This window comes from Cellvibrio sp. pealriver, from assembly GCF_001183545.1.
Classification (GTDB): Bacteria; Pseudomonadota; Gammaproteobacteria; order Pseudomonadales; family Cellvibrionaceae; genus Cellvibrio.
The window spans coordinates 39,035-61,312 of the sequence record NZ_KQ236688.1; the positions used below are offsets into that span (position 1 = coordinate 39,035).

Genomic DNA, 22,278 nt, shown 5'->3' on the forward strand with positions numbered 1-22,278 from the left:
TAAGCGCTTAAGTTAAGACCCATATTAACGATGTAACCTGAAGAGAGAACTGCTGTGTCCCAAATGATTGCCACCAGTAAAGTAAAAGCAGTAATCGGCACCGGAATTACCGGACTGTCGGTTGCCCGCTTTTTGGCGGCACAAAAACAAGCATTTGTTTTGTTAGATACTCGTATTGCGCCGCCCAATTTGGAAAAAGTGCAGCAGGAATTTCCTGGGGTTGCTATCGAGTGCGGCGAGCTGAATCCAGCCACGCTGTTGGCGTGTGACGAAATTATTGTGAGCCCTGGCGTCGCTACCGCAACACCTGCCATTGAGCAAGCAAAAAATGCAGGTATCCCTATTGTTGGTGACATCGAATTATTCGTGCGTTATGCCAAAGCTCCAATTGTTGCTATCACGGGGTCTAATGCAAAAAGTACCGTAACAACCTTGGTAGGTGAAATGGCAAAGACTGCCGGTATAAAAGTTGCCGTGGGTGGCAACTTGGGAACGCCTGCTTTGGAACTGCTTGATGATGCTATTGAACTGTATGTAATGGAACTATCAAGCTTTCAGTTGGAAACGGTAACCAAACTGAATGCAAAGGTCGCGACTATTTTAAATATCAGTGCGGATCATCTGGATCGCTACGACAATATGCGCGCTTATATTCTTGCCAAGTTGCGCATTTATTTTGGTGCTGAACATATTGTGGTAAACCGTAAGGATGTGTTGACCCATCCTCCATTCGCTGCAGGTGTTAAACCGGTTTATTTTGGTGGTAATGCTGATTTTGGCAGTTTTGGCTTGACTGAACAAAATGGCGAGGAGTTTTTAGCGAAAAATTTGACTCCACTAATGCCGTCGCGCGAGTTAAAAATACGTGGTCGTCATAATGTCGATAATGCGTTAGCTGCTTTGGCATTGGGTGATGCAGTGGGTATTCCTATGGCCGCGATGTTGGAGACGCTGAAAAACTTCAGAGGATTAAAGCATCGCTGTGAATTTGTTGCGACTAAAAATGGTGTTGAATTTTATAACGATTCAAAAGGTACCAATATTGGCGCAACCCTGGCAGCAATTCAGGGGCTCGCACGTGATCCGCAACAGTTAATTGTGATTTTGGGCGGCGAAGGAAAAGGGCAAGACTTTACCGAATTGGCTCCTGCGCTTAAATCAATCAATAGCCAAGTGGTATTGATCGGGCGTGATGCTCCTGTTATCGAACAAGCAGTTGCTGCGGCAACAAAAATAACGCATGCCAATAGTATGCAAGATGCGGTTAATAAAGCACTGCAATTAGCAACCCCTGGCGATGCCGTGTTGCTTTCACCTGCATGCGCCAGCTTTGATATGTTTAAAAATTACGAAGATCGTGGCGATCAATTTTGCAGTGCCGTGCAGGAGTTGGTCATATGATTCGTGCAGCCACTCCTGTATCCCAATTGCCATTAAGCCAGCGTACTGATTGGACACTGTTGTGTTTGTGGTTTGCGTTGATGTCAATTGGTTTGGTGATGGTGGCATCTGCTTCGGTCTCTTTTGCTGCACTGACTTATGACGATGCCTGGTTTTTTGCCAAACGTCATGCCATTTATATGTTGATGGGTATTGTGCTTGCCATGTTTGTTGTGTGTGTACCTATGAGCGTATGGCAACGCTACTCAGGACATTTTTTATTGATTACGCTTTTTCTTCTGGTGATTGTATTGATTCCCGGTATTGGCAAGAAAGTGAATGGAAGCCAGCGTTGGTTTAGTTTGGGCGTTATTTCTATTCAGGTATCGGAAATTGCCAAATTTTGCGCAGTGGTATTTTTTGCCAGTTTTTTTGCTCGTCGTTATCAGGAATTGCATTTTGGTTGGCAAGGTTTTTTGAAGCCGTTATTGGTTGTCGGTATCTTCGTTGCTTTGCTCTTGTTAGAGCCGGATTTTGGTAGCTCAGTTGTGCTTTGTGCAACTGTGTTTGCCATGATGTTTATTGCAGGTGTTCGTATCCTGCATTTCCTTCTATTAATAATCATTGGTGTGGGTGGTTTGGCTGCTGTTGCTATTTTATCGCCTTACCGTATGCAGCGTTTGATTACCTTTCTTGATCCATGGGCAGACCAATTCAATACCGGCTACCAACTAACACAATCATTAATTGGTTTTGGACGCGGTGAATGGTTTGGCTTGGGCTTGGGCAATAGCCTGCAGAAATTATTCTTTTTGCCTGAAGCACATACGGATTTTATTTTTGCGATTATTGCAGAAGAGTTTGGTTTGATTGGCGCAGTGTTACTAGTCGCTTTGTTCGCCGCACTGATTATTCGTATCTTCAAATTAGCTAAACAAAATTTGGCAGCGGGGAAAATGTTTCCAGCGTTGGCGACTTTCGGTATTGCTATTTTGTTTTCCTTCCAGGTCTTTATCAATATGGGGGTCTCGTCCGGATTATTGCCCACTAAAGGATTGACCTTGCCATTTATCAGTTATGGTGGAAGTAGCTTATTAATTTGTTGTGTTCTGATGGCATTTGTTATGCGCGTGCAATGGGAGCTGGCGGGCTTTACTCCGGCAATTCCAGATCTTCCTAAAACACCGCGCACGCCAGCCAATATTGCGCGCACTCCAATTGTGGAGGCAGCATCGTGAACACAAAAAAAATATCTGTACTGATCATGGCGGGCGGAACCGGTGGGCATGTGTTCCCCGCATTAGCGGTTGCAAATGAACTGCGTAATCGTGGTGCGACTATTCACTGGTTAGGTACTGCGCGTGGAATTGAAATGCGACTGGTTCCAGCTGCTGATATTCCTCTGCATCTTATTAAGATTGAGGGCGTGCGCGGTCGTGGTGTGTTGGGTTTGATTAAAGCTCCTTTTTTGATTGCCTATGCAGTACTGCAAGCATTAAAGGTTATTCGTGCTATTAAACCTGATGTGGTATTGGGGTTCGGTGGTTTTGCATCTGGCCCTGGAGGTGTTGCCGCTAAATTATCTGCCACGCCATTAATTATTCATGAGCAAAATGCTGTTGCGGGAACCACTAATCGATTATTGGCAAAAATAGCGACAAAAGTTCTGGCTGCATTTCCTGATGCCTTTAGCAAAATCAATATTAAACAGGAAGTAGTAGTTGGTAATCCGGTGCGTGAACAAATTAAAAATTTGCCATCTGTAACAGTGCGCTATTCCCGGCGCATGCAGCAGCAATTACCGCTGCAAGTCCTTGTTGTGGGTGGTAGTTTGGGTGCAAAAGCAATTAATGAATTAATTCCTGCTGCACTTGCTGAAATGCCACGTCATCTGCGTCCTGTTATTCGTCATCAAACAGGAAAAAATCACGCGCAAGCGACAACAGCGTTGTATATGCAGCATCAGGTGGATGCAACTATAGAAGAATTTATTGACGATATGGCTGCTGCTTATGCATGGGCAGATTTGGTTATTTGCCGCGCTGGTGCATTGACGGTCTCGGAATTAATGATGGCCGGTGTCGCAGCGATTTTAATTCCCTTACCAAGTGCAATTGATGATCACCAAACATTTAATGCCAAAAACCTGAGTGATACTGGCGCGGGTATTTCATTGGTTCAGAAAGATTTAACCGCAGCAAAATTAGCTGCTTTATTGTTAACCGAATTAGCTGACCGCCAGCATTTAATGTCGATGGCGGAAAAAGCGCAGCAGCTGGCAAAACCTGATGCTGTTGCCCAAGTAGCTGATATTTGTGAGGAGGTTGTCCGTGGATAATTCTACGCAACAATCCATAAGTGATCGCGCCATCGGTCACTGTGTTCCAGAAATGCGCCGTATCCGTCGTATCCATTTTATTGGGATTGGCGGTGCAGGTATGAGCGGTATTGCAGAAGTGTTGTTGAACCAGGGCTATGAAATTTCTGGTTCGGATATTAAAGAATCAAGTGTTACTGCTCGCTTGGCTGCTAAAGGAGCCAAAATTTTTATCGGTCACTCGGCCGATAATGTGCGCGAAGCTGATGTCGTTGTTAATTCCAGTGCGGTTAATGCGAGCAATCCGGAAATGCTGGGCGCACGTGAGCTGAGAATTCCAATTGTTCGCCGTGCAGAAATGTTAGGTGAATTGATGCGTTATCGCCATGGTATTGCAGTAGCGGGCACGCATGGAAAAACTACTACGACCAGTTTGTTAGCTTCTATTCTTGCGGCGGCAAAATTGGATCCGACGTTTATTATCGGTGGTTTAGTTAACAGTACAGGGACCAACGCACAGCTAGGGCAAAGTCGTTATTTGGTAGCGGAAGCGGACGAAAGTGACGCATCGTTTTTGCACTTGCAGCCGATGGTGGCGATTGTTACCAATATTGATGCCGACCACATGGAAACTTACGGTGGCGATTTTTCCAAATTGAAAAAAACGTTTATTGAGTTTTTGCACAATCTTCCATTTTATGGCTTGGCAGTATTGTGCGGCGAAGATCCGGTCATTCGCGACATTATTCCTGATGTTTCACGCCCGATTTTGACTTACGGTTTTGCAGAACATTGCGATTTCCGTGCGGTGAACATCAGGCAAGACAAAATGCATTCCGAGTTCGATGTTATCCGCCCGGGACATGACAAACCGTTGCATATTCGTATCAATATTCCTGGAATCCATAATGTCTTGAATGCAACGGCAGTTATCGCAGTTGCAACAGATGAAGGTATTAACGATGACGCAATCCAATCCGGTCTAGAAAATTTCCAGGGGGTAGGTCGCCGTTTTCAGGTGTACGGCAATTTTCCTATTGGTAACGGTGAAGCCATGTTGGTGGACGATTATGGTCATCATCCGCGCGAAGTGGCTGCCGTTATTAAAGCGGTTCGCGATGGTTGGCCGGAGCGTCGGTTGGTCATGATTTATCAGCCACATCGCTATACCCGTACCCGCGATCTCTATGAAGATTTTGTTGAAGTGCTTTCAACTGTTGATGCATTGGTTATGTTGGAAGTGTACAGCGCGGGCGAAGAAGCAATTCCTGGTGCAGATAGTCGTCATTTGTGCCGCAGCATTCGTGCACGTGGTGTTGTGGAGCCTATTTTTGTTGAAACAGTTGATGGTGTTCCAGCCATTATCAAAGACATCGTACGTGCAGGTGACATTGTGATTACACAAGGTGCGGGCAACGTAGGCGTTCTCTCTCCTGAATTAGCAAAAAGACAATTGTGTTAGAGGTTAAAAAAGAGATGCAAGCAGTCACTCTGCCGATCAGTGAATCATTTAAAAAACAATTGGGCCGCGTAGGTGTGCTCTTTGGTGGCTTGTCGGCCGAACGGGAAATTTCGTTGCAAAGCGGTGCTGCCGTTATTGCGGCATTAGTAGAAGCGGGTATTGATCATGTCGCGATAGATGTTGGCGATAACATTCTTGCTGATATTCAGGCCGCTAACATCGATCGCGCTTTTATTATTCTGCATGGCCCCGGTGGTGAAGATGGTCGCATCCAGGCTTTATTGGAATTTTTAAACATTCCTTATACGGGTAGTGATGTGGCCTCATCAGCATTGGCAATGGATAAATTGCGCACCAAGCAATTGTGGCGCGGCGTTGATGTCAACGGCGAACAAGGTTTGCCAACGCCAGCGTTTGCTGTTTTATCCCAAGGGTCAGATTTTGCACAGGTGTTGGAGAGTTTGGGTGGCGAAGTGATGGTGAAGCCAGCAAATGAAGGCTCCAGTATTGGTATGTCGCGGGTGAATAGTGCCGCTGATTTGGAAACCGCTTTTCAAAAAGCAGCGCAATACCAAGGCAGTGTGTTGGTGGAACGGTTGATTGTGGGCGGTGAATATACGGTTGCCATCCTTGATGGTGAGGCTTTGCCTCCAATCAAACTGGAAACTAACCATAGTTTTTATGACTTCAATGCAAAATACATTGCTGAAGATACGCGTTACTTGTGCCCTTGTGGCTTGTCATCTGAAAAAGAGTCGGAGTTAAAAAAACTCGCACTCAACGCATTTAATGCGATTGGATGTCGCGGTTGGGGGCGTGTAGATGTAATGGCGGATGCACAACAAAACTTTTATCTATTGGAAGTTAACACAGCACCCGGTATGACAAGCCATAGCCTGGTGCCCATGGCTGCTAAAGCGGTTGGGCTGTCGTTTACCGAATTGGTTTTGACAATTTTGCGCGCAAGCCTCGCGGTAAAAGTGTAAGCGCCATGTGTACGAACTATGCGTGATATGAAAGGAGAGCGGATTGAACCTCGCATCGGAAATGAGGGGTTTGATCCTGTTGCAGATAAACCGGCGCGGCGCAACCGTGCCGACGATTCAGGGCGCACTAGCCGCAAAGAGTCTGGTGTAGAAGCTCGCGTAGTGCGCGATGTATTAATGGATAGCCCGACATCGCGTTATGTTGCGCCGGATTTACCGGTTGTGCGGACAGAACTGCCAACAAAACGTGAGCGTGGTTACAGCAAAGTGTCTCCTCAAGGACAAAGAACAGAGGGAAATCGACAAAGAAAAGTGCGTGCGGCATCACTTGATACTCCCAAATGGAATTTTTCCTGGGTGAATCGCAAATTAGGTGCTGGATTACTGGTGTTAGGGATTCTCTTGGGTGGGTATTGGGTCAGTGAACCGGTTGCCAAAATTTTTGAACGTCCAATTAAAAGTGTAGTTGTTGAAGGTGATTTTAATTTCATTTCAAAACAGCGTGCCACTGAGCTTATCGGGAATGAAATTAACGGTGATTTTTTACAGTTGGACTTAATGCAACTGAAAAACGCGTTATTAAATGATCCTTGGGTTGAAAAGGTTACGCTAAACAGACGTTGGCCTGACACATTAGTGGTAAAAATTACCGAACAGAAACCGATTGCTCGCTGGGGTAATGGATTTCTGAATCAGCGCGGAGAAATTGTCCGCATTGAAGATGCAAGCCAGTTATCGGGTTTGCCTTGGCTACAAGGAAATGAAGCAGATGCGCCCGAAATTTTGCAGCAATATCAGGATTTATCCCAGATTTTGCGCTCGCGAGGGTTGGAAGTTATCGCGTTAAAGTGCGATAACAAAAAATCTTGGCGATTAACGATAAAAAATCACGTAGAAATTGCACTTGGACGCGATCAAGTGATGGAAAAAATACGTAGATTTGTTACTGTATACGACACGCACTTAAGTAATGTCTGGATGGATGTAAAAGCGATAGATGCGCGGTATACAAATGGAGTTTCAGTGCGTTGGGTTGCAGATTCTGCCATGGCGAAAAAATACATAAAAAGCCCGGCGCTAGAGAAACTTCCTGCACCCTCAATATTGGCTACTCCAAAAATTTAATTGATTAAAAAGAATCGCCAGTTGCTCAGGAATTGGCAACTAACTGGTAAATGAGGTTATGAATGGCAAACGCTAGCGACAACAAAATGATTGTAGGCCTGGATATCGGCACATCCAAGGTTGTAGCTATCGTTGGTGCTATTACTCCAGAAGGCCAATTGGAAATCGTGGGAATCGGTTCCCATCGCTCAAATGGTTTGAAAAAAGGGGTGGTAGTTAATATTGAATCGACTGTGTTATCGATTCAGCGCGCAATTGAAGAAGCTGAGCTGATGGCAGGTTGCCAGATTCATTCGGTATATGCGGGTATTGCAGGTAGTCATATCCGTAGTTTGAACTCGCATGGAATTGTGGCAATCCGTGATCGTGAGGTTTTTCCGCAGGACTTGGAGCGTGTTATCGATGCTGCCCAAGCCGTTGCTATACCGGCAGACCAAAAAATCCTACACATTTTGCCGCAAGAATTTTTGATTGATGATCAGGACGGTGTCAAAGAGCCACTGGGAATGTCGGGTGTGCGTCTGGAAGCCAAAGTTCATCTTGTTACTTGTGCCGTCAATGCTGCACAAAACATTGAAAAATGTATCCGTCGTTGTGGTTTGGAAGTAGAAGACATCATCCTTGAGCAACTGGCCTCCAGTTATTCGGTATTAACTGATGATGAAAAAGAATTGGGTGTATGTGTAGTGGATATCGGTGGTGGCACTACCGACATCGCTATTTTTAAAGATGGTGCAATCCGTCATACAGGGGTTATCCCGATTGCGGGTGATCAGGTGACAAATGATATTGCGATGGCATTGCGCACACCGACTCCAAACGCAGAAGAGATAAAAATCAAATACGCATGTGCACTGGCCAAGCTTACCAGCCCTGATGAAACCATCAAGGTTCCCAGTGTTGGTGACCGGCAGCCGCGCGATCTGTCCCGCCAAGCATTGGCTGAAGTGGTTGAGCCTCGTTACGACGAGTTATTTACTCTCGTACAAGCTGAATTGCGTCGCAGTGGTTACGAAGATCTGATTGCCGCTGGTATCGTCCTGACTGGAGGCACTTCCAAAATGGAAGGTGTTATTGAATTGGCGGAAGAAATTTTTCATATGCCTGTGCGTTTGGGATCACCGCAAAATATTCGCGGGTTATCAGATATCGTGAACAATCCCATTTACTCGACAGGTGTTGGCCTTCTTATATATGCAATGAAACAAAATCAGGGTAGTGGCCGGGCAGTTGCCGGTACGAAAGAAGCTCAAGGGTCGTTGTTTAGCAAAATCAAAAAAATATTTCAGAGTAATTTTTAACCAAATTTAATTTTCACAAATTGAGTCAAAGGAAACAAAGGGGTGTGGCCATGTTTGAACTAGTTGATAGCATTCATCAAAACGCGGTAATCAAAGTGATTGGTGTTGGCGGCGGTGGTGGTAACGCAGTCAAACATATGATCGCCAGTAAAATTGAAGGCGTGGAATTTATTTGCGCTAACACTGACTCGCAAGCATTGAAAGACATCGATGCCCGAACAGTATTGCAATTAGGTAATTCCATGACTAAAGGTTTGGGGGCAGGTGCCAATCCTGAAGTTGGACGTCAAGCTGCAATGGAGGATCGTGAGCGTATCGCGGAAGTATTGCGCGGCGCGGACATGGTTTTTATTGCTGCTGGTATGGGTGGTGGTACCGGTACAGGTGCAGCGCCTGTCGTTGCAGAAGTTGCCCGTGATCTGGGTATTCTGACAGTTGCGGTTGTGACCAAGCCTTTCCCGTTTGAAGGCCGCAAGCGTATGGTGATTGCGGATGCAGGAATCAAAGAGTTAAGTGAACGCGTTGATTCACTTATTACAATTCCTAACGAAAAATTGTTATCAGTACTGGGAAAATCCACCAGCTTGCTTGATGCATTCAAGGCTGCAAACAACGTATTGCTCGGTGCAGTACAAGGTATTGCGGATCTGATTATCCGTCCGGGTATGATAAACGTTGACTTTGCTGACGTGCGTACTGTGATGTCTGAGATGGGCATGGCGATGATGGGTACTGGCCGTGCAACCGGTGAAAACCGTGCACGTGATGCGGCTGAAGCGGCTATCCGCAGTCCACTACTTGAGGATGTAAATCTGCAAGGTGCCCGCGGTATTCTGGTTAACATCACTGCCGGTATTGATTTGTCTCTGGGTGAATACTCTGAAGTAGGTAGCATTATTGAAGAATTTGCATCAGGCGACGCTACTGTAGTGGTAGGTACCGTTATTGACCCAGAACTGACTAACGAGCTGCGTGTTACAGTAGTAGCAACGGGTTTGGGTGTGGCTGAGAAAGCAGCGGCTCCCGTGAAAGATACAAAGCCAGCGCCAACCAAAGTTGTCGACAATACTCGTCGTGCAGCACCAGCGGTAGATTACTCTACGCTTGATCGTCCTGCGCATTTGCGTGCAAACGCACATTCATCAAATGCGGCTGCGTTGGCTGCGCCATTGGGTGATAAAGAGCTCGAATACCTTGATATTCCAGCATTTTTGCGTCGCCAGGCTGACTAACATAGGTAATTGGCTATAGGGAAGATTGTCAGTTTTAACTGGTTGGCTTCTTCCCCGGTTGATAACATGCCCGCAATTAATAGATGTACAAAGGGTATGCAAATGATTAAACAGCGAACGCTTAAAAACGCGATACGCACAACAGGTGTAGGGCTTCACACTGGTGACAGGATTCATCTGACGTTGTTACCTGCTCCCGTTGATAGCGGAATTGTGTTTCGTCGGGTTGATTTGGATCCCCCTATCGAAATCAAAGCGACCGCGAAAAGCGTAGGAGAAACGACACTTTCTACCTGTCTGATCAAAGATGATGTCCGGGTGTCAACTGTAGAACACTTGATGTCTGCTATGGCCGGACTGGGTATTGATAATGCGATCGTCGAGTTAGATGCTCCTGAAATTCCGATCATGGATGGTAGTGCCGGCCCCTTTGTATTTTTGATTCAATCTGCTGGTGTTCAGGAACAGGAAGCACCTAAAAAATTCGTTCGCATTAAAAAGGAAGTAACCCTGAGAGATGGCGACAAATACGCTACATTCTTGCCTTTCGATGGTTTCAAAGTGTCGTTTTCGATTGAATTTGATCATCCTGTATTCAAAGACCGCCGACCACAAACTGAACTAGAGTTTTCCAGTTCGACCTTTGTGAGGGATATTAGCCGCGCACGGACTTTTGGTTTTATGCACGAAATTGAATACTTGCGATCTAAAGGATTGGCTCGCGGAGGCAGTATGGATAATGCCATTGTAGTAGACCAGTATCGTATCCTTAACGAAGATGGATTGCGTTTTGAAGATGAATTTGTAAAGCACAAAGTGCTGGATGCAATTGGTGATTTATATATGTTGGGTAACAGTTTGCTTTGTGAATATCGCGCCCACAAGTCGGGGCATTCACTAAACAATCGTGCACTGCGTTTGTTGCTTGATCAGCCCGATGCTTGGGAAATCGTGACTTTCAATGAAAATCAAGACTTGCCAATTACTTATACCCCTCCGATCGCTGCCGCCTAATCTGGTTTTAGGCGATGTTTAAATTGTGAACATCGCCTAAATTTCTACTTGTTAAACCCTTCTAAACTGTGCGATATTTCGGACAAGTATCCTTATGAATGTCTTGCAGGGAATCTCCGTACTACCCATTTCTCCTCAGGAGATTTGCGTAAACTGTTGTTTTATAACGCTTTTTATTTGTTGTCTAATAACGTAAAAGCGTTTTCAATGGATGTCTTGTCCGCATCTTGCCAAATGGTGAAATGCATCTGAAAGTCGAAATTTTTACCAAAAGCCTGTTTGGGTTGCATATCCCACTAACAGGTTTTTTCATCAATAAAAAAGTAGATTTCTGAATAATGAAAATTATTATCGTCAACAAAGATCATGCGCAGGCTCGCAGTTTTACCCTTGGCGGGTGGACGCGTGCGTTCCTGTCTGTCTGTTTGTTGGGGATTCCCACTTTTGTTGGGGCATGGGGTTACAGTTGGCTCGTTTCGGATGAAAAGGGCGGCTTTTTTAATTCAGATACTAAAGCTTGGATGGACATACTCTCAGCGCGAGAATCTGAGATAGAGCAAGAACGCGAGGCATCTGAAGCCCAAATTGCGGCTCTCACCAGTAAAATGGCTGAATTGCAGGCGCGCCTCATGCGTCTGGACGCTCTTGGGGAAAAGTTGACATCTGCTGCCAACCTTGAGCAGGGTGAGTTCGATTTTGGTCAAGTTCCTGCCTTGGGGGGACCGTCGGCTGCTACACCGGATGCAGCTTATGCCAAGCCGGATTTTTTTGCTGCGATTGACCAACTTTCAGCGCAGGTGGATAGCAGAGAGCAACAACTTAATACTATAGATGCATTGTTAGCCAATCGTAGTTTACAACAAGAAACTTGGGTTTCTGGTGCACCTGTTGCGAATGCTTGGGTGTCATCACGTTACGGTTACAGAAAAGACCCTTTCACAGGTAAAACTGAATTCCATTCTGGAATTGATTTTACCGCTCGCCAAGGTAGCAAGGTCAGTACGGTTGCAGCGGGTATTGTGAATTGGTCCGGGCGTCATCCCGAATATGGCAATATGGTTGAGATCAAACATGGAGATGGTTTGGTTACCCGGTACGCGCACAACAAATCCAATCTTGTAAAAGCGGGTGATGTTGTCAAAAAGGGGCAGGTTATTGCCTTATCAGGGTCAACAGGTCGTTCAACTGCCCCTCATGTTCATTTCGAAGTCTACAAAAATGGCAGGGTAGTTGACCCTGCAACATACATTCGACGTACCAACCGATAATATCCCCCCTCTTCTTTGTTGGCAGCAGATTTCTTACTTGCTTTAGTCAACGCCTTCCTATTTACTTGCCAGCCTTTATTCTCGGCAATTCACCGCTATTTCGTGGATATTCGCTGCGCAAAATATATTCAGTTTATTAGATTTTTCATGGTGTTAAGAAAATGATCGGTAAGTTAATCAAGGCAGTATTTGGTTCCAAAAATGAGCGTGAATTAAAGCGCATGAATAAAGTGGTTGTGCGCATCAACTCACTTGAACCAGATATGCAAGCGCTCAGTGATGAGCAACTCAAAGCAAAAACGATTGAATTTCGCGAGCGTTATCAAAAAGGTGAAACGCTTGATCAGTTGTTACCAGAGGCATTTGCAACCGTTCGTGAGGCTGGACGCCGCGTTTTGGGAATGCGCCATTTCGATGTGCAAATGATCGGTGGCATGACGCTGCATGAAGGTCGTATTGCTGAGATGCGTACAGGGGAAGGTAAAACATTAGTATCGACTCTTCCTAGCTATTTGCATGCGTTGACAGGCAAAGGCGTGCATGTAGTAACGGTGAATGATTATCTGGCAAGTCGTGATGCCAATTGGATGATGCCGCTTTATGAATTCCTTGGGATGACAGTGGGCGTAATCCAATCTATGCAACCGCAAGCAGTGAAGCGCGCAGCATATGCGGCTGATGTGACTTACGGGACTAATAACGAATATGGTTTTGATTACCTTCGCGACAATATGGCTTTGAGCAAGCGCGATAAAGTCCAGCGTGCGCTTAATTTTGCCGTAGTCGATGAGGTGGACTCTATTCTGATTGATGAGGCGCGTACGCCGTTAATTATTTCCGGTGCTGCAGAAAATAGCTCTGAGCTGTACAAACGCATGGATCAGTTAGTGCGTAAGTTAAAACGCCAAATTGATAACGGTGAAGACGGCGAGCGTCGTGTTATATCCCAGGCTGGAGACTTCACTGTTGATGAAAAATCGCGTCAGGTTGAGCTAACGGAAGATGGTCATCAAAAAGTAGAAGATTTATTGGTGCAAGCGGGACTTTTACAGCCTGATCAAAATCTTTATGCGCCAAACAATCTTGCGCTCCTGCATCATGTTAATTCTGCATTGCGCGCACATGCGTTGTTTCATCTCAATGTTGAATACATTGTTCAAGACGGGCAGGTTGTGCTCATCGATGAACACACCGGTCGTACTATGCCGGGGCGTCGTCTTTCAGAAGGGCTGCATCAGGCCATTGAAGCGAAAGAGGGTGTATCCATTCAAAGTGAAAGCCAGACATTAGCATCGACTACATTCCAGAATTATTTCCGTCTCTATCCGACACTGTCCGGCATGACGGGTACGGCCGATACTGAAGCGTACGAATTCCGGGAAATTTATGGTTTGGATGTTGTTGTAATCCCGACAAACAAACCTGTCCAGCGCCTCGATCTTAACGATAAAGTGTATTTATCGCTGGAAGAAAAATATGAAGCGATTGTTGCTGACATCAAAACGTTTCAAGCTAAAAATGCGCCGATTCTTGTGGGCACTGCGTCAATTGAAACATCTGAGGAGATGTCTCGTCGATTGACCAAAGCGGGAATCGCCCATCAAGTGCTCAATGCCAAGTTTCACGCACAAGAAGCTGAAATTATTGCGCAAGCAGGTCGTCCCGGTACGGTGACCATTGCAACAAACATGGCTGGTCGTGGTACCGATATTGTGCTCGGTGGACGCTGGGAGTCAGATGTTGCCAAGCTCGAAAATCCCACCCAAGAACAAATTGATGCCATCAAAGCCGAGTGGAAAGTCCGTCATGATCAAGTAATGGAAGCGGGTGGTTTGCATATTATTGCTACCGAGCGTCACGAATCTCGACGTATTGATAACCAGTTGCGTGGACGCGCGGGCCGTCAGGGTGATCCTGGCTTGACTCGTTTTTATCTGTCATTGGAAGACAACCTGATGCGAATTTTTGCCTCCGAGCGTGTACGCAATTTTATGCAGGCCTTGGGGATGGAAAAGGGCGAAGCGATTGAGCATCGCATGGTGAACAACGCAATTGAAAAAGCCCAGCGCAAAGTAGAGGGGCGCAATTTCGATATACGTAAGCAACTTCTGGAATTTGATGATGTTGCCAACGATCAGCGTCAGATTATTTACCATCAGCGCAACGAATTGTTGGATGCAGATTCTATTCGCGACACCATCACTGCAATCCGTGCAGAGGTAGTTGAAGATCTTATAAGTGGCTTCATTCCACCGCAATCTATTGAGGATCAATGGGATATTGCTGGATTGGAAAAGCAACTTGAAATGGACTTTGGCCTGCGTTTGCCAATTGGAAAATGGTTGGAAGAAGATAACCATTTACATGAAGAGACATTGCGCAAGAAAATTCTTGATGATGTTCAAGGAGCTTACGATGCGAAGTGTGAGCGCGTTGGCGAGATAATGTTTGAAATTGAAAAACAAGTGATGTTGCAAGTGCTGGACAATGCTTGGAAAGATCATCTCGCAACTATGGATCACTTGCGTCAGGGAATTAATTTGCGCTCTTATGCACAAAAAAATCCTAAGCAAGAATACAAGCGCGAGGCATTTGAGTTATTCCAAAGCTTGCTGTTTACCGTGAAGCGGGAAACTGTACATTTAATGGCTCGTGTTGAGCCAATAACGCGCGAGCAAATGGAAGAGATGGAAAATCAACGCCGCGAGGAGCTAGCGCGCCAAAAGATGCAACTGCGTCATGATGAGCTTTCTGCCCTTGGCCAACCAGAAGAGCCCCAAGCAGCTACCCAGCGCGCACAAGCACCTGTTGTTCGCGAGGGGCGTAAAGTCGGCCGTAATGATCCATGTCCTTGCGGGTCAGGTAAAAAATATAAAAGCTGTCATGGTGCACTGGAATAATTGTTGCGAATTGTTGGCCCGTTATTAGTGTGAAATAAGTTTATATCGGCTTTTAAAAACTAATTGCTGATGAAGTCATTGAAAATGTGAGAGTAAAACTATGGCAGTTGGTGAATATCCATTTCCGCATATGCATCCTGTGAAGGGCGTTAAATTAACTGCAGTTAGTGCTGGAATTAAAAAAGTTGGCCGACGTGATGTGGTTTTATTTGAGCTGGCAGAAGGTAGCTCTGTTGCCGGAGTTTTTACGAAAAATGCATTTTGCGCGGCACCGGTTACAGTGTGTCGTGAGCATCTAGCTGCTGCGCCTATTCGTTTTTTGGTGATTAACTCCGGTAATGCAAATGCTTGTACCGGTGAGCAAGGTCTACAAGACGCTAAGGCAACTTGCACTGCAATTGCCCATCTGGCTGGCGTTGAGCCAGAGCAGGTTTTACCTTTTTCTACAGGTGTTATCGGCGAGCCCCTGCCAGTGCAAAAGATTATTGCAGTGGTGCCAGAGGCATTGGAAAAGGCCAATGAAAATGGTTGGGATGATGCAGGTGCTGGCATTATGACGACCGATACTCGTCCTAAAGGATTTAGTCAGCAGTTTGAATATCAAGGTAAGACAATTACCGTAAACGGTATCTCCAAAGGTGCTGGAATGATTAAGCCAAACATGGCAACTATGCTTGGTTATATCGCGACAGATGCAAAGGTATCGCAAAATGTTTTGCAGAATCTTGCACGGGAGGCCGCAGATAAGTCGTTCAATCGGATTACTATCGATGGTGATACCTCTACGAATGATTCATGTATCTTGATGGCTACAGGGCAGGTGGACCTCCCTGAGATTTCTGAAGCCAGCGGTGAGCTGTACCAGAAGTTGCGTGACGTTATCCTTGCTGCGCATGTGCATCTTGCAAAAGCAATTGTCAGTGACGGAGAAGGCGCTACTAAATTCGTTACTGTTGCTGTGAGTGGTGGTGCTAATCGCGATGAGTGTTTGGATGTAGCTTATGCTGTTGCACATTCTCCTCTCATCAAGACCGCGCTTTTTGCATCAGACCCTAACTGGGGGAGAATTGTTGCTGCTATTGGTTATGCAGGTGTTTCCAATCTTGATGCTACTAAAGTCAGGGTTCATCTTAACGATACCTTGATTGTTGAGAATGGTGGGCGTGCAAAAAGCTATACAGAAGAGCAAGGCCAGGCAGTAATGAATCAGGCTGAAATTGCTATCAACATTCATTTAGGTCGCGGTGATTTTGCAGAAACAGTATGGACTACAGATTTATCCTATGAGTATGTTCGTATTAATGCGGATTATCGTTCCTAGTAACGTGTTTTTATTGTGAAATTAATACATGTTGCCGTTGGTGTTATTGTAAATGCTGACGGAAAAATACTGATTGCTAAACGGCCGCTCTCTGCACATCAAGGCGGCTTGTGGGAATTCCCAGGCGGCAAAGTTGATGCAGAGGAGACTGTTGAGAATGCATTGAGGCGAGAGCTCTACGAAGAGCTGGCAATTCATGTAGAGTCGAGCAGTCCTCTCATCCAGATTCGTCATCATTACCCTGATAAATCAGTTTTGCTGGATGTTTATAAAATTACACAATTTTCTGGTGAGCCTGTAGGTAACGAAGGGCAGCCAATTCAGTGGGTTGATGCTGATAATTTAAAGAACTTCGAATTTCCTGCTGCTAACCAACCAATTATTTCAGCAATTAATCTCCCACAAAAATATCTAATCACGGGCAGCTACAATAGTCACGCTGATTTTGTTTCACGCTTGACGCTTGCGTTATCACATCACATACGTTTGGTTCAGCTGCGCATTGAAAATTTTTCAATGCTATTGCATGGCGAATATATCGAATCTGCTATAAATCTAATTGCTCGTGAAAATGCGCAGTTAGTTCTTAACTGTTCGGTTGATGAGTTTCATCATGTAAAAGAAATGTACCCAGGTAAAAATATAGGATTGCATTTGAATCGACATCAGGCCAGACTTTTAAATAATCGACCTGTTGATAAGCAAATTTTGTTTGGAGTTTCTTGTCATGATGCAGATGAAATTTTGCATGCACAAAAAATAGGTTCTGATTACCTTTCGCTCTCTCCTGTGTTACCCACATTATCTCATGTAGATGTACAGCCTATGGGGTGGCAACAGTTTGCTGCACTTGTAGAGCTTGCCAATATTCCCGTTTATGCTTTGGGCGGCGTCAACGATGAGCATATAGCGATTGCTCAATCGAATGGAGGGCAGGGGGTTGCAGGTATCAGCGCGTGGTGGTGAGTGTGGTGCGGGAAATATCTTCAACTAGATAATATCTCCCATGTTTTTGTTGTAGTCTCAACTATTTAGAACTCATGCTTGTCCTCTGAGTTAATGTCCAAATTATCTCCTGCAATACGATGGTTTTCACTTGCCCATTCTCCCAAGTCAATTAGCCGGCATCGGTCGCTGCAAAATGGCCGATGAGGGAAGCTTTCGTTCCATAAAATCATCTTCTTACAGGTTGGGCAGCTGATTTTTAATGTATTTAAGTCGGTGTTATTCAGGGATTCTTGCATATGGAATATTGATGTTGTCGATAATTAGGAATTCATTTCAAGATAGCGTTGGTGTAGTTTTTCTATTTGTTCGTCAAGCTCATCAAGGTTGCCGTGGTTTTGGATGATATCATCTGCTTTTGCACAGCGATCTTGTCTTGATAATTGTGTATTCATGATTGCTTTAATTTGGGCCGTATCATTACGGTCACGCGTACTTGCTCTTTCTATTTGTAGCTGTTCGCTGGCATCAATCACCAAAATGCGATCAGTTAATTCAAATTGACGTGTTTCCAATAACAGAGGCGATGCCAGAATCACATAAGGGCTTTCTGCATTTGCCAGTTTATTGCGTATTTCCAAATTGATGATAGGGTGCAGCAAATTTTCAAGCCATTTTTTTTCGTGTGGATTGGAAAAAATAATGTCGCGGAGTTTACGTCGGTCGAGCTCCCCGCTCGTTGTCAGTATTTCCTCGCCAAAATGAAGGCTGATGCCATGTAGTGCTGTGCTACCGGGTAAAACAACGTCACGCGCAATATTGTCCGCATCAACAATAACTATTCCTCTCGCAGCAAAGAGTCGGCAAGCCTCTGATTTTCCGCTGCCAATACCGCCTGTAAGGCCAACAATTAGTTTGGTATTTTTCACTGATTTAATGAGGAACAAAGAGTTTCAAATAGGTTTGGTTGATGACATCGCCCCATATAAATGCGATCCAACCTGCAATGGCCAAATAGGGACCAAAGGGTATAGGAATATTTTTATCGCGACCACGTATCAGTATCATCGATATTCCAATGACTGCCCCAACAAGCGAAGACAACAAAATAATTTGCGGCAACATTTGCCAGCCCATCCAAGCTCCGAGCGCGGCAAGCAACTTAAAATCGCCATAACCCATACCTTCTTTGCCTGTGAGCATTTTGAAGAGCTTATAAACAGACCACAGTGATAAGTAACCTGCAATAGCTCCCCAAAGCGCGCTTGGTAAATCGGTAAATGTGCCGAAGCTATTTACAATCAAACCAAGCCACAGCAGTGGAAGCGTAATGTCATCGGGTAATAAGTAGGTGTCGAGGTCAATCATGGTTAATGCGATGAGCGACCAGGTAAAAAATAATGCTGCCAATCCACCCCAAGTGATACCCAAGTGGTGGATAGCTGCAACAGAAAGCAATCCTGTCACTATTTCAATAATCGGGTAGCGAACAGAAATACCCTTATGACAATTTGAGCACTTGCCGCGTAAGATTAGATAGCTAATGATAGGAATATTTTCCCATGCACGAATTTTATGCCCGCAGTGTGGGCAAGTAGATGCAGGAGTCATTAAGTTAAATGACTCCTGTTCTTTGTTTAGCTGAGGTGATGGTGTTGCGATGTTGCCATCAGTAGCTAAAAAATCCTGACATTGATTTTGCCACTCTCGCTCCATCATTTTCGGGAGGCGATAAATAACAACATTCAGAAAACTGCCGACTAATAAACCTAATACGAGTGTGCAAACCATTCCAAGAATCGGATAGGCTTGCAGAGCAGAAAAAAAAGTCACGTTTATACAACCGCCCCGAGTTGGAAAATGGGAAGGTACATTGCGACCATCAAGCCACCAACCAATATGCCTAGCACTGACATGATCATTGGTTCAAGCAAGGATGTGAGCGTATCAACCATGTTATCAACGGCTTCTTCATAATAAACAGCAACTTTATCAAGCATTGCATCCAGCGCACCTGACTCTTCACCAATCGCTGACATTTGAATTAATAGCGTTGGGAATATCCCGCTGGCCTTCAATGCGGTATTCAGCTGAATACCTGTAGAAACATCCTCGCGAACTTTAATAATCGCATTTGCGTAAATTTTATTTCCCGCTGCACCGGCAACAGATGTCAGGGCATCAATTAGAGGTACACCCGCAGCAAATGTGGTTCCTAATGTTCTTGCGAATCGAGCCATAATCGACAGATAAATGATTTTGCCAACGATCGGAATCCGTAAGACGTATTTATCGACGAGATAAGCAAATGCGCTGGATCGTCTAACCGCTTCTTTAAAAGCAAACCCGCCTGCAGCCATTCCGATAAGAATAATAAACCAGTAGTTTTGTGCTAATTCAGATAAGTGCAATACAAATAATGTAAATGCGGGCAGGTCCGCTCCAAATCCGCTAAAGGTTTCTGCAAATTGTGGTACTACTTTGACAAGTAATATCCCGGTCACAACGATCGCAACAATAATAACTGCAATAGGATAGGTGAGAGCTTTTTTGATTTTTGCTTTTAATGCTTCGGTTTTTTCTTTGTATGTTGCGATTCTGTCAAGCATGGTTTCCAGCGCACCCGCTTGCTCCCCTGCATCAACCAGATTACAAAACAGTTCATCGAAGTATTTAGGGTGCTCTTTAAGTGAGTTGGCAAAACCGCCGCCCGCTGCCACGCTGTCGCGAATTTGCAAAACCAATTTGCGCAGGTTGGGATTTTCCAGACCGTCCGCAACAATATCGAAGGCTTGAACTAACGGAACACCTGCTTTCATCATTGTCGCCATTTGGCGAGAAAATACAGCTATGTCTGCAGGCTTGATTGCCTTGCCACCTGCACCGAATAAGGGTTTGGGCTTTTTGGATATGGTCCTTACCGTAATGCCTTGTTTGGCTAACAGTGTTTTAACAATAGTAGGGCTACCGCCATTCATTTCTCCCTGGATTTTATTTCCTTTTTTATCAACACCTTTATATACATAGGTGTTGCTGGTAGGGATTTGTTTTGTTTTGGCCGCCGCAGTTTTTGTTTTTGCTGCTGAGGAGCTGGCGGGTTTTGTAGTCGATGCTAGTGCCATGGATTAATCCTTGGTGACTCGGTTGGCCTCTTCGAGGCTGGTTAATCCCATTGCGACTTTACGCAATGCGGATACCCGTAAATTATTAAAGCCTGCTTCTTTGGCCGCGCGAGCAATTTGGAGTGAATTACCGCCTTCCATTATAAGGTTCGCAATCAGCGGGGTGATGCGAACCACTTCATATACCCCCACGCGCCCCTTATAACCACCGTTGCATTTATCGCAGCCAACAGGGTGGAATAACTGGAATTCTGCGCGCGGGATACCTATTTCGTCAAACCCCTCCTGAGTCAGGATATCTGGTGGGATATCGGTTGCGGGCTTTTTGCAGACAGTGCAAAGCCGGCGAGCCAGACGCTGGGCAATAATCAAGCTTACACTCGTTGCAACGTTAAACGCTGGAACGCCCATATTTAAAAGACGTGTCAGTGTTTCGGGGGCGGAGTTGGTGTGGAGGGTTGATAGTACCAAGTGACCTGTTTGTGATGCTTTAATTGCAATTTCTGCGGTCTCCAAATCACGAATCTCACCCACCATGATGATATCCGGGTCCTGACGCAAGAAGGAGCGAAGAGCCTCTGCAAATGTGAGCCCCACTTTGGTGTTCATTTGAACCTGATTGATACCTTCCAGGTTAATTTCCACCGGATCTTCTGCAGTAGAAATATTCACTTCCGATGTATTTAGAATATTAAGGCCAGTATAAAGCGATACGGTTTTACCGCTACCTGTTGGCCCTGTTACCAAAATCATGCCCTGTGATTGGGCTAGCGCGTCCAAATACAGTTTTTTCTGGTCATCTTCATAACCCAACGCATCAATCCCCAGTTTTGCAGAGCTGGGGTCAAGAATACGCAGTACGATTTTTTCGCCGAATAATGTAGGTAATGTATTAACCCGGAAATCGATAGCGCGGGTTTTGGATACTTTCAATTTGATGCGTCCGTCTTGCGGCAGCCTACGCTCGGAGATATCCATCTGCGACATTACTTTCAAGCGTGCCGCCATACGCGTGGCTAAATTCACGGGTGGGCGAGACATTTCAGTAAGTACGCCATCTGTACGAAAACGAATGCGATAACTTTTTTCATAGGGCTCAAAGTGAATATCGGATGCGCCTATTTTTATCGCATCCAACAACACTTTATTGATGTATTTAACGATAGGTGCTTCATCTGCTTCGGAGGGTTCATCATTACCACTTCCGTTATCCACCGATTGAATATCAAGGTCATCCAGATTCTCATCAAGCCCTCCCAGCGCATCGCTCAGGTTCCCATCCTGAGCATTCAAATAATGCTCTATTGCTGCACGTAACTTATCAGCCTCTACCAACACCGCTTCGGTATTAATACCGGTGTTGAATTTAATTTCATCTAATGCGTGTAAGTCTGTGGGGTCAGTGACTGCTAAAAAAAGGCGATTGCCGCGCCGGGCAATGGGGAGTGTGTGATGCTTGCGAATCAGCTTCTCATCAACCAGTTTTAGCGGAATAGAATCTTTGTTGATGGCTGATAAATCAAACACTGGTGAGCCAAATTCTTCTGATGCAACCCTGGCAATTGTTCGCGCATCCAGAATCTCTTTGCTGACCAACATATCAACAAAAGGAACACCTTCTTTTTTCGCTTGCGTCACTGTTTTAGCGGCTATTTCAGCATCGAGCAGATTGTCAGCTACCAAGCGGCGAGCCAAACCATTCAAAGAAGCTGTGCTTGCTGGATTATTCATATATAGGGTCCGGTAGAGCAATTTATAACATCGTAAGTGATGAATATTAGCCTATGTTCTGCGGAAGATGTGCGAGGAAATAGCTGGTTGACAAAAAATGTCACTTAATGTCCGAATGGGTAAGTAAGTTGCCGGGCATTAACATGGTGAAACAAGGCTACAAAATTGGTAAAG

18 protein-coding genes are annotated in these 22,278 nt (G+C 45.2%); 13 read left to right on the forward strand and 5 right to left on the reverse strand.

The genetic code is table 11. From position 1 onward, the window contains the following. Nucleotides 1-63: 63 nt before the first annotated feature. The 13 genes from murD to VC28_RS00245 all read left to right on the forward strand — a co-directional run bounded on the left by murD (nt 64) and on the right by VC28_RS00245 (nt 17,272). Nucleotides 64-1,401, forward strand: a complete 1,338-nt coding sequence (gene murD / locus VC28_RS00185; RefSeq protein ID WP_049628888.1) for a UDP-N-acetylmuramoyl-L-alanine--D-glutamate ligase — start codon at nt 64-66, stop codon at nt 1,399-1,401. Further along, the gene (ftsW, locus tag VC28_RS00190) at nt 1,398-2,618 is read left to right on the forward strand and encodes a putative lipid II flippase FtsW (RefSeq protein WP_049628889.1); all 1,221 of its coding nucleotides are present in this window, start codon (nt 1,398-1,400) and stop codon (nt 2,616-2,618) included. The genes murD and ftsW overlap by 4 nt, the downstream gene beginning before the upstream one ends. Further along, nucleotides 2,615-3,718 carry an undecaprenyldiphospho-muramoylpentapeptide beta-N-acetylglucosaminyltransferase gene (murG, locus tag VC28_RS00195; protein ID WP_156184250.1) on the forward strand — a complete coding sequence of 368 codons (1,104 nt, stop codon included), beginning with the start codon at nt 2,615-2,617 and terminating at the stop codon, nt 3,716-3,718. Before ftsW ends, murG begins: the two co-directional genes overlap by 4 nt. Before the next feature lie 52 nt (nt 3,719-3,770). Then, nucleotides 3,771-5,159 (forward strand): UDP-N-acetylmuramate--L-alanine ligase, encoded by a 1,389-nt coding sequence (gene murC / locus VC28_RS00200; RefSeq protein WP_049632046.1) that lies wholly within the window; start codon nt 3,771-3,773, stop codon nt 5,157-5,159. 14 nt (nt 5,160-5,173) lie between these two features. Then, nucleotides 5,174-6,145, forward strand: coding sequence for a D-alanine--D-alanine ligase (locus tag VC28_RS00205; protein ID WP_049628890.1), 972 nt, complete (start codon nt 5,174-5,176; stop codon nt 6,143-6,145). Between the two features lie 18 nt (nt 6,146-6,163). After that, nucleotides 6,164-7,270: a cell division protein FtsQ/DivIB gene (locus tag VC28_RS00210; RefSeq protein WP_049628891.1), complete on the forward strand. Its 1,107-nt coding sequence runs from the start codon at nt 6,164-6,166 to the stop codon at nt 7,268-7,270. A 62-nt stretch (nt 7,271-7,332) separates the two neighbouring features. Next, entirely contained in the window at nt 7,333-8,571 is a 1,239-nt protein-coding gene (gene ftsA, locus VC28_RS00215) for a cell division protein FtsA (RefSeq protein ID WP_049628892.1), read from the forward strand. A 50-nt stretch (nt 8,572-8,621) separates the two neighbouring features. Next, nucleotides 8,622-9,803 (forward strand): cell division protein FtsZ, encoded by a 1,182-nt coding sequence (ftsZ, locus tag VC28_RS00220; protein WP_049628893.1) that lies wholly within the window; start codon nt 8,622-8,624, stop codon nt 9,801-9,803. 102 nt (nt 9,804-9,905) lie between these two features. Further along, on the forward strand, nt 9,906-10,817 hold the full coding sequence (lpxC, locus tag VC28_RS00225; protein ID WP_049628894.1) for a UDP-3-O-acyl-N-acetylglucosamine deacetylase: 912 nt from the start codon (nt 9,906-9,908) through the stop codon (nt 10,815-10,817). Between the two features lie 338 nt (nt 10,818-11,155). Further along, complete coding sequence (locus VC28_RS00230; protein WP_049628895.1) at nt 11,156-12,085, forward strand: M23 family metallopeptidase; 930 nt, start codon at nt 11,156-11,158, stop codon at nt 12,083-12,085. A 161-nt stretch (nt 12,086-12,246) separates the two neighbouring features. Then, nucleotides 12,247-14,985, forward strand: a complete 2,739-nt coding sequence (secA, locus tag VC28_RS00235; protein ID WP_049628896.1) for a preprotein translocase subunit SecA — start codon at nt 12,247-12,249, stop codon at nt 14,983-14,985. Nucleotides 14,986-15,085: 100 nt separating this feature from the next. Then, nucleotides 15,086-16,306, forward strand: coding sequence for a bifunctional glutamate N-acetyltransferase/amino-acid acetyltransferase ArgJ (gene argJ / locus VC28_RS00240; protein ID WP_049628897.1), 1,221 nt, complete (start codon nt 15,086-15,088; stop codon nt 16,304-16,306). A gap of 15 nt (nt 16,307-16,321) precedes the next feature. After that, nucleotides 16,322-17,272, forward strand: a complete 951-nt coding sequence (locus tag VC28_RS00245) for a Nudix family hydrolase (protein ID WP_197085459.1) — start codon at nt 16,322-16,324, stop codon at nt 17,270-17,272. 65 nt (nt 17,273-17,337) lie between these two features. Here VC28_RS00245 and yacG read toward each other — a convergent pair whose 3' ends face one another. From yacG to pilB, 5 genes are read right to left on the reverse strand one after another with little or no spacing between them, the layout of a single operon-like run. Continuing rightward, nucleotides 17,338-17,550 carry a DNA gyrase inhibitor YacG gene (gene yacG, locus VC28_RS19390; RefSeq protein WP_082191340.1) on the reverse strand — a complete coding sequence of 71 codons (213 nt, stop codon included), beginning with the start codon at nt 17,548-17,550 and terminating at the stop codon, nt 17,338-17,340. Nucleotides 17,551-17,574: 24 nt separating this feature from the next. Beyond that, nucleotides 17,575-18,180, reverse strand: a complete 606-nt coding sequence (gene coaE / locus VC28_RS00250; RefSeq protein ID WP_082191634.1) for a dephospho-CoA kinase — start codon at nt 18,178-18,180, stop codon at nt 17,575-17,577. A 4-nt stretch (nt 18,181-18,184) separates the two neighbouring features. Continuing rightward, nucleotides 18,185-19,084 (reverse strand): prepilin peptidase, encoded by a 900-nt coding sequence (locus tag VC28_RS00255; protein ID WP_369799005.1) that lies wholly within the window; start codon nt 19,082-19,084, stop codon nt 18,185-18,187. 2 nt (nt 19,085-19,086) lie between these two features. Next, nucleotides 19,087-20,373 carry a type II secretion system F family protein gene (locus VC28_RS00260; protein ID WP_082191341.1) on the reverse strand — a complete coding sequence of 429 codons (1,287 nt, stop codon included), beginning with the start codon at nt 20,371-20,373 and terminating at the stop codon, nt 19,087-19,089. Nucleotides 20,374-20,376: 3 nt separating this feature from the next. Beyond that, nucleotides 20,377-22,104 carry a type IV-A pilus assembly ATPase PilB gene (gene pilB, locus VC28_RS00265; RefSeq protein WP_049628898.1) on the reverse strand — a complete coding sequence of 576 codons (1,728 nt, stop codon included), beginning with the start codon at nt 22,102-22,104 and terminating at the stop codon, nt 20,377-20,379. Nucleotides 22,105-22,278 lie beyond the last annotated feature (174 nt).

Coding starts and splice junctions, on each gene's coding strand:
- murD (WP_049628888.1), top strand. CDS start 64: ATGATTGCCACCAGTAAAGTAAAAGCAGTAATCGGCACCGGAATTACC.
- ftsW (WP_049628889.1), top strand. CDS start 1,398: ATGATTCGTGCAGCCACTCCTGTATCCCAATTGCCATTAAGCCAGCGT.
- murC (WP_049632046.1), top strand. CDS start 3,771: ATGCGCCGTATCCGTCGTATCCATTTTATTGGGATTGGCGGTGCAGGT.
- VC28_RS00205 (WP_049628890.1), top strand. CDS start 5,174: ATGCAAGCAGTCACTCTGCCGATCAGTGAATCATTTAAAAAACAATTG.
- VC28_RS00210 (WP_049628891.1), top strand. CDS start 6,164: ATGCGTGATATGAAAGGAGAGCGGATTGAACCTCGCATCGGAAATGAG.
- ftsA (WP_049628892.1), top strand. CDS start 7,333: ATGGCAAACGCTAGCGACAACAAAATGATTGTAGGCCTGGATATCGGC.
- ftsZ (WP_049628893.1), top strand. CDS start 8,622: ATGTTTGAACTAGTTGATAGCATTCATCAAAACGCGGTAATCAAAGTG.
- lpxC (WP_049628894.1), top strand. CDS start 9,906: ATGATTAAACAGCGAACGCTTAAAAACGCGATACGCACAACAGGTGTA.
- VC28_RS00230 (WP_049628895.1), top strand. CDS start 11,156: ATGAAAATTATTATCGTCAACAAAGATCATGCGCAGGCTCGCAGTTTT.
- secA (WP_049628896.1), top strand. CDS start 12,247: ATGATCGGTAAGTTAATCAAGGCAGTATTTGGTTCCAAAAATGAGCGT.
- argJ (WP_049628897.1), top strand. CDS start 15,086: ATGGCAGTTGGTGAATATCCATTTCCGCATATGCATCCTGTGAAGGGC.
- yacG (WP_082191340.1), bottom strand. CDS start 17,550: ATGCAAGAATCCCTGAATAACACCGACTTAAATACATTAAAAATCAGC.
- VC28_RS00260 (WP_082191341.1), bottom strand. CDS start 20,373: ATGGCACTAGCATCGACTACAAAACCCGCCAGCTCCTCAGCAGCAAAA.
- pilB (WP_049628898.1), bottom strand. CDS start 22,104: ATGAATAATCCAGCAAGCACAGCTTCTTTGAATGGTTTGGCTCGCCGC.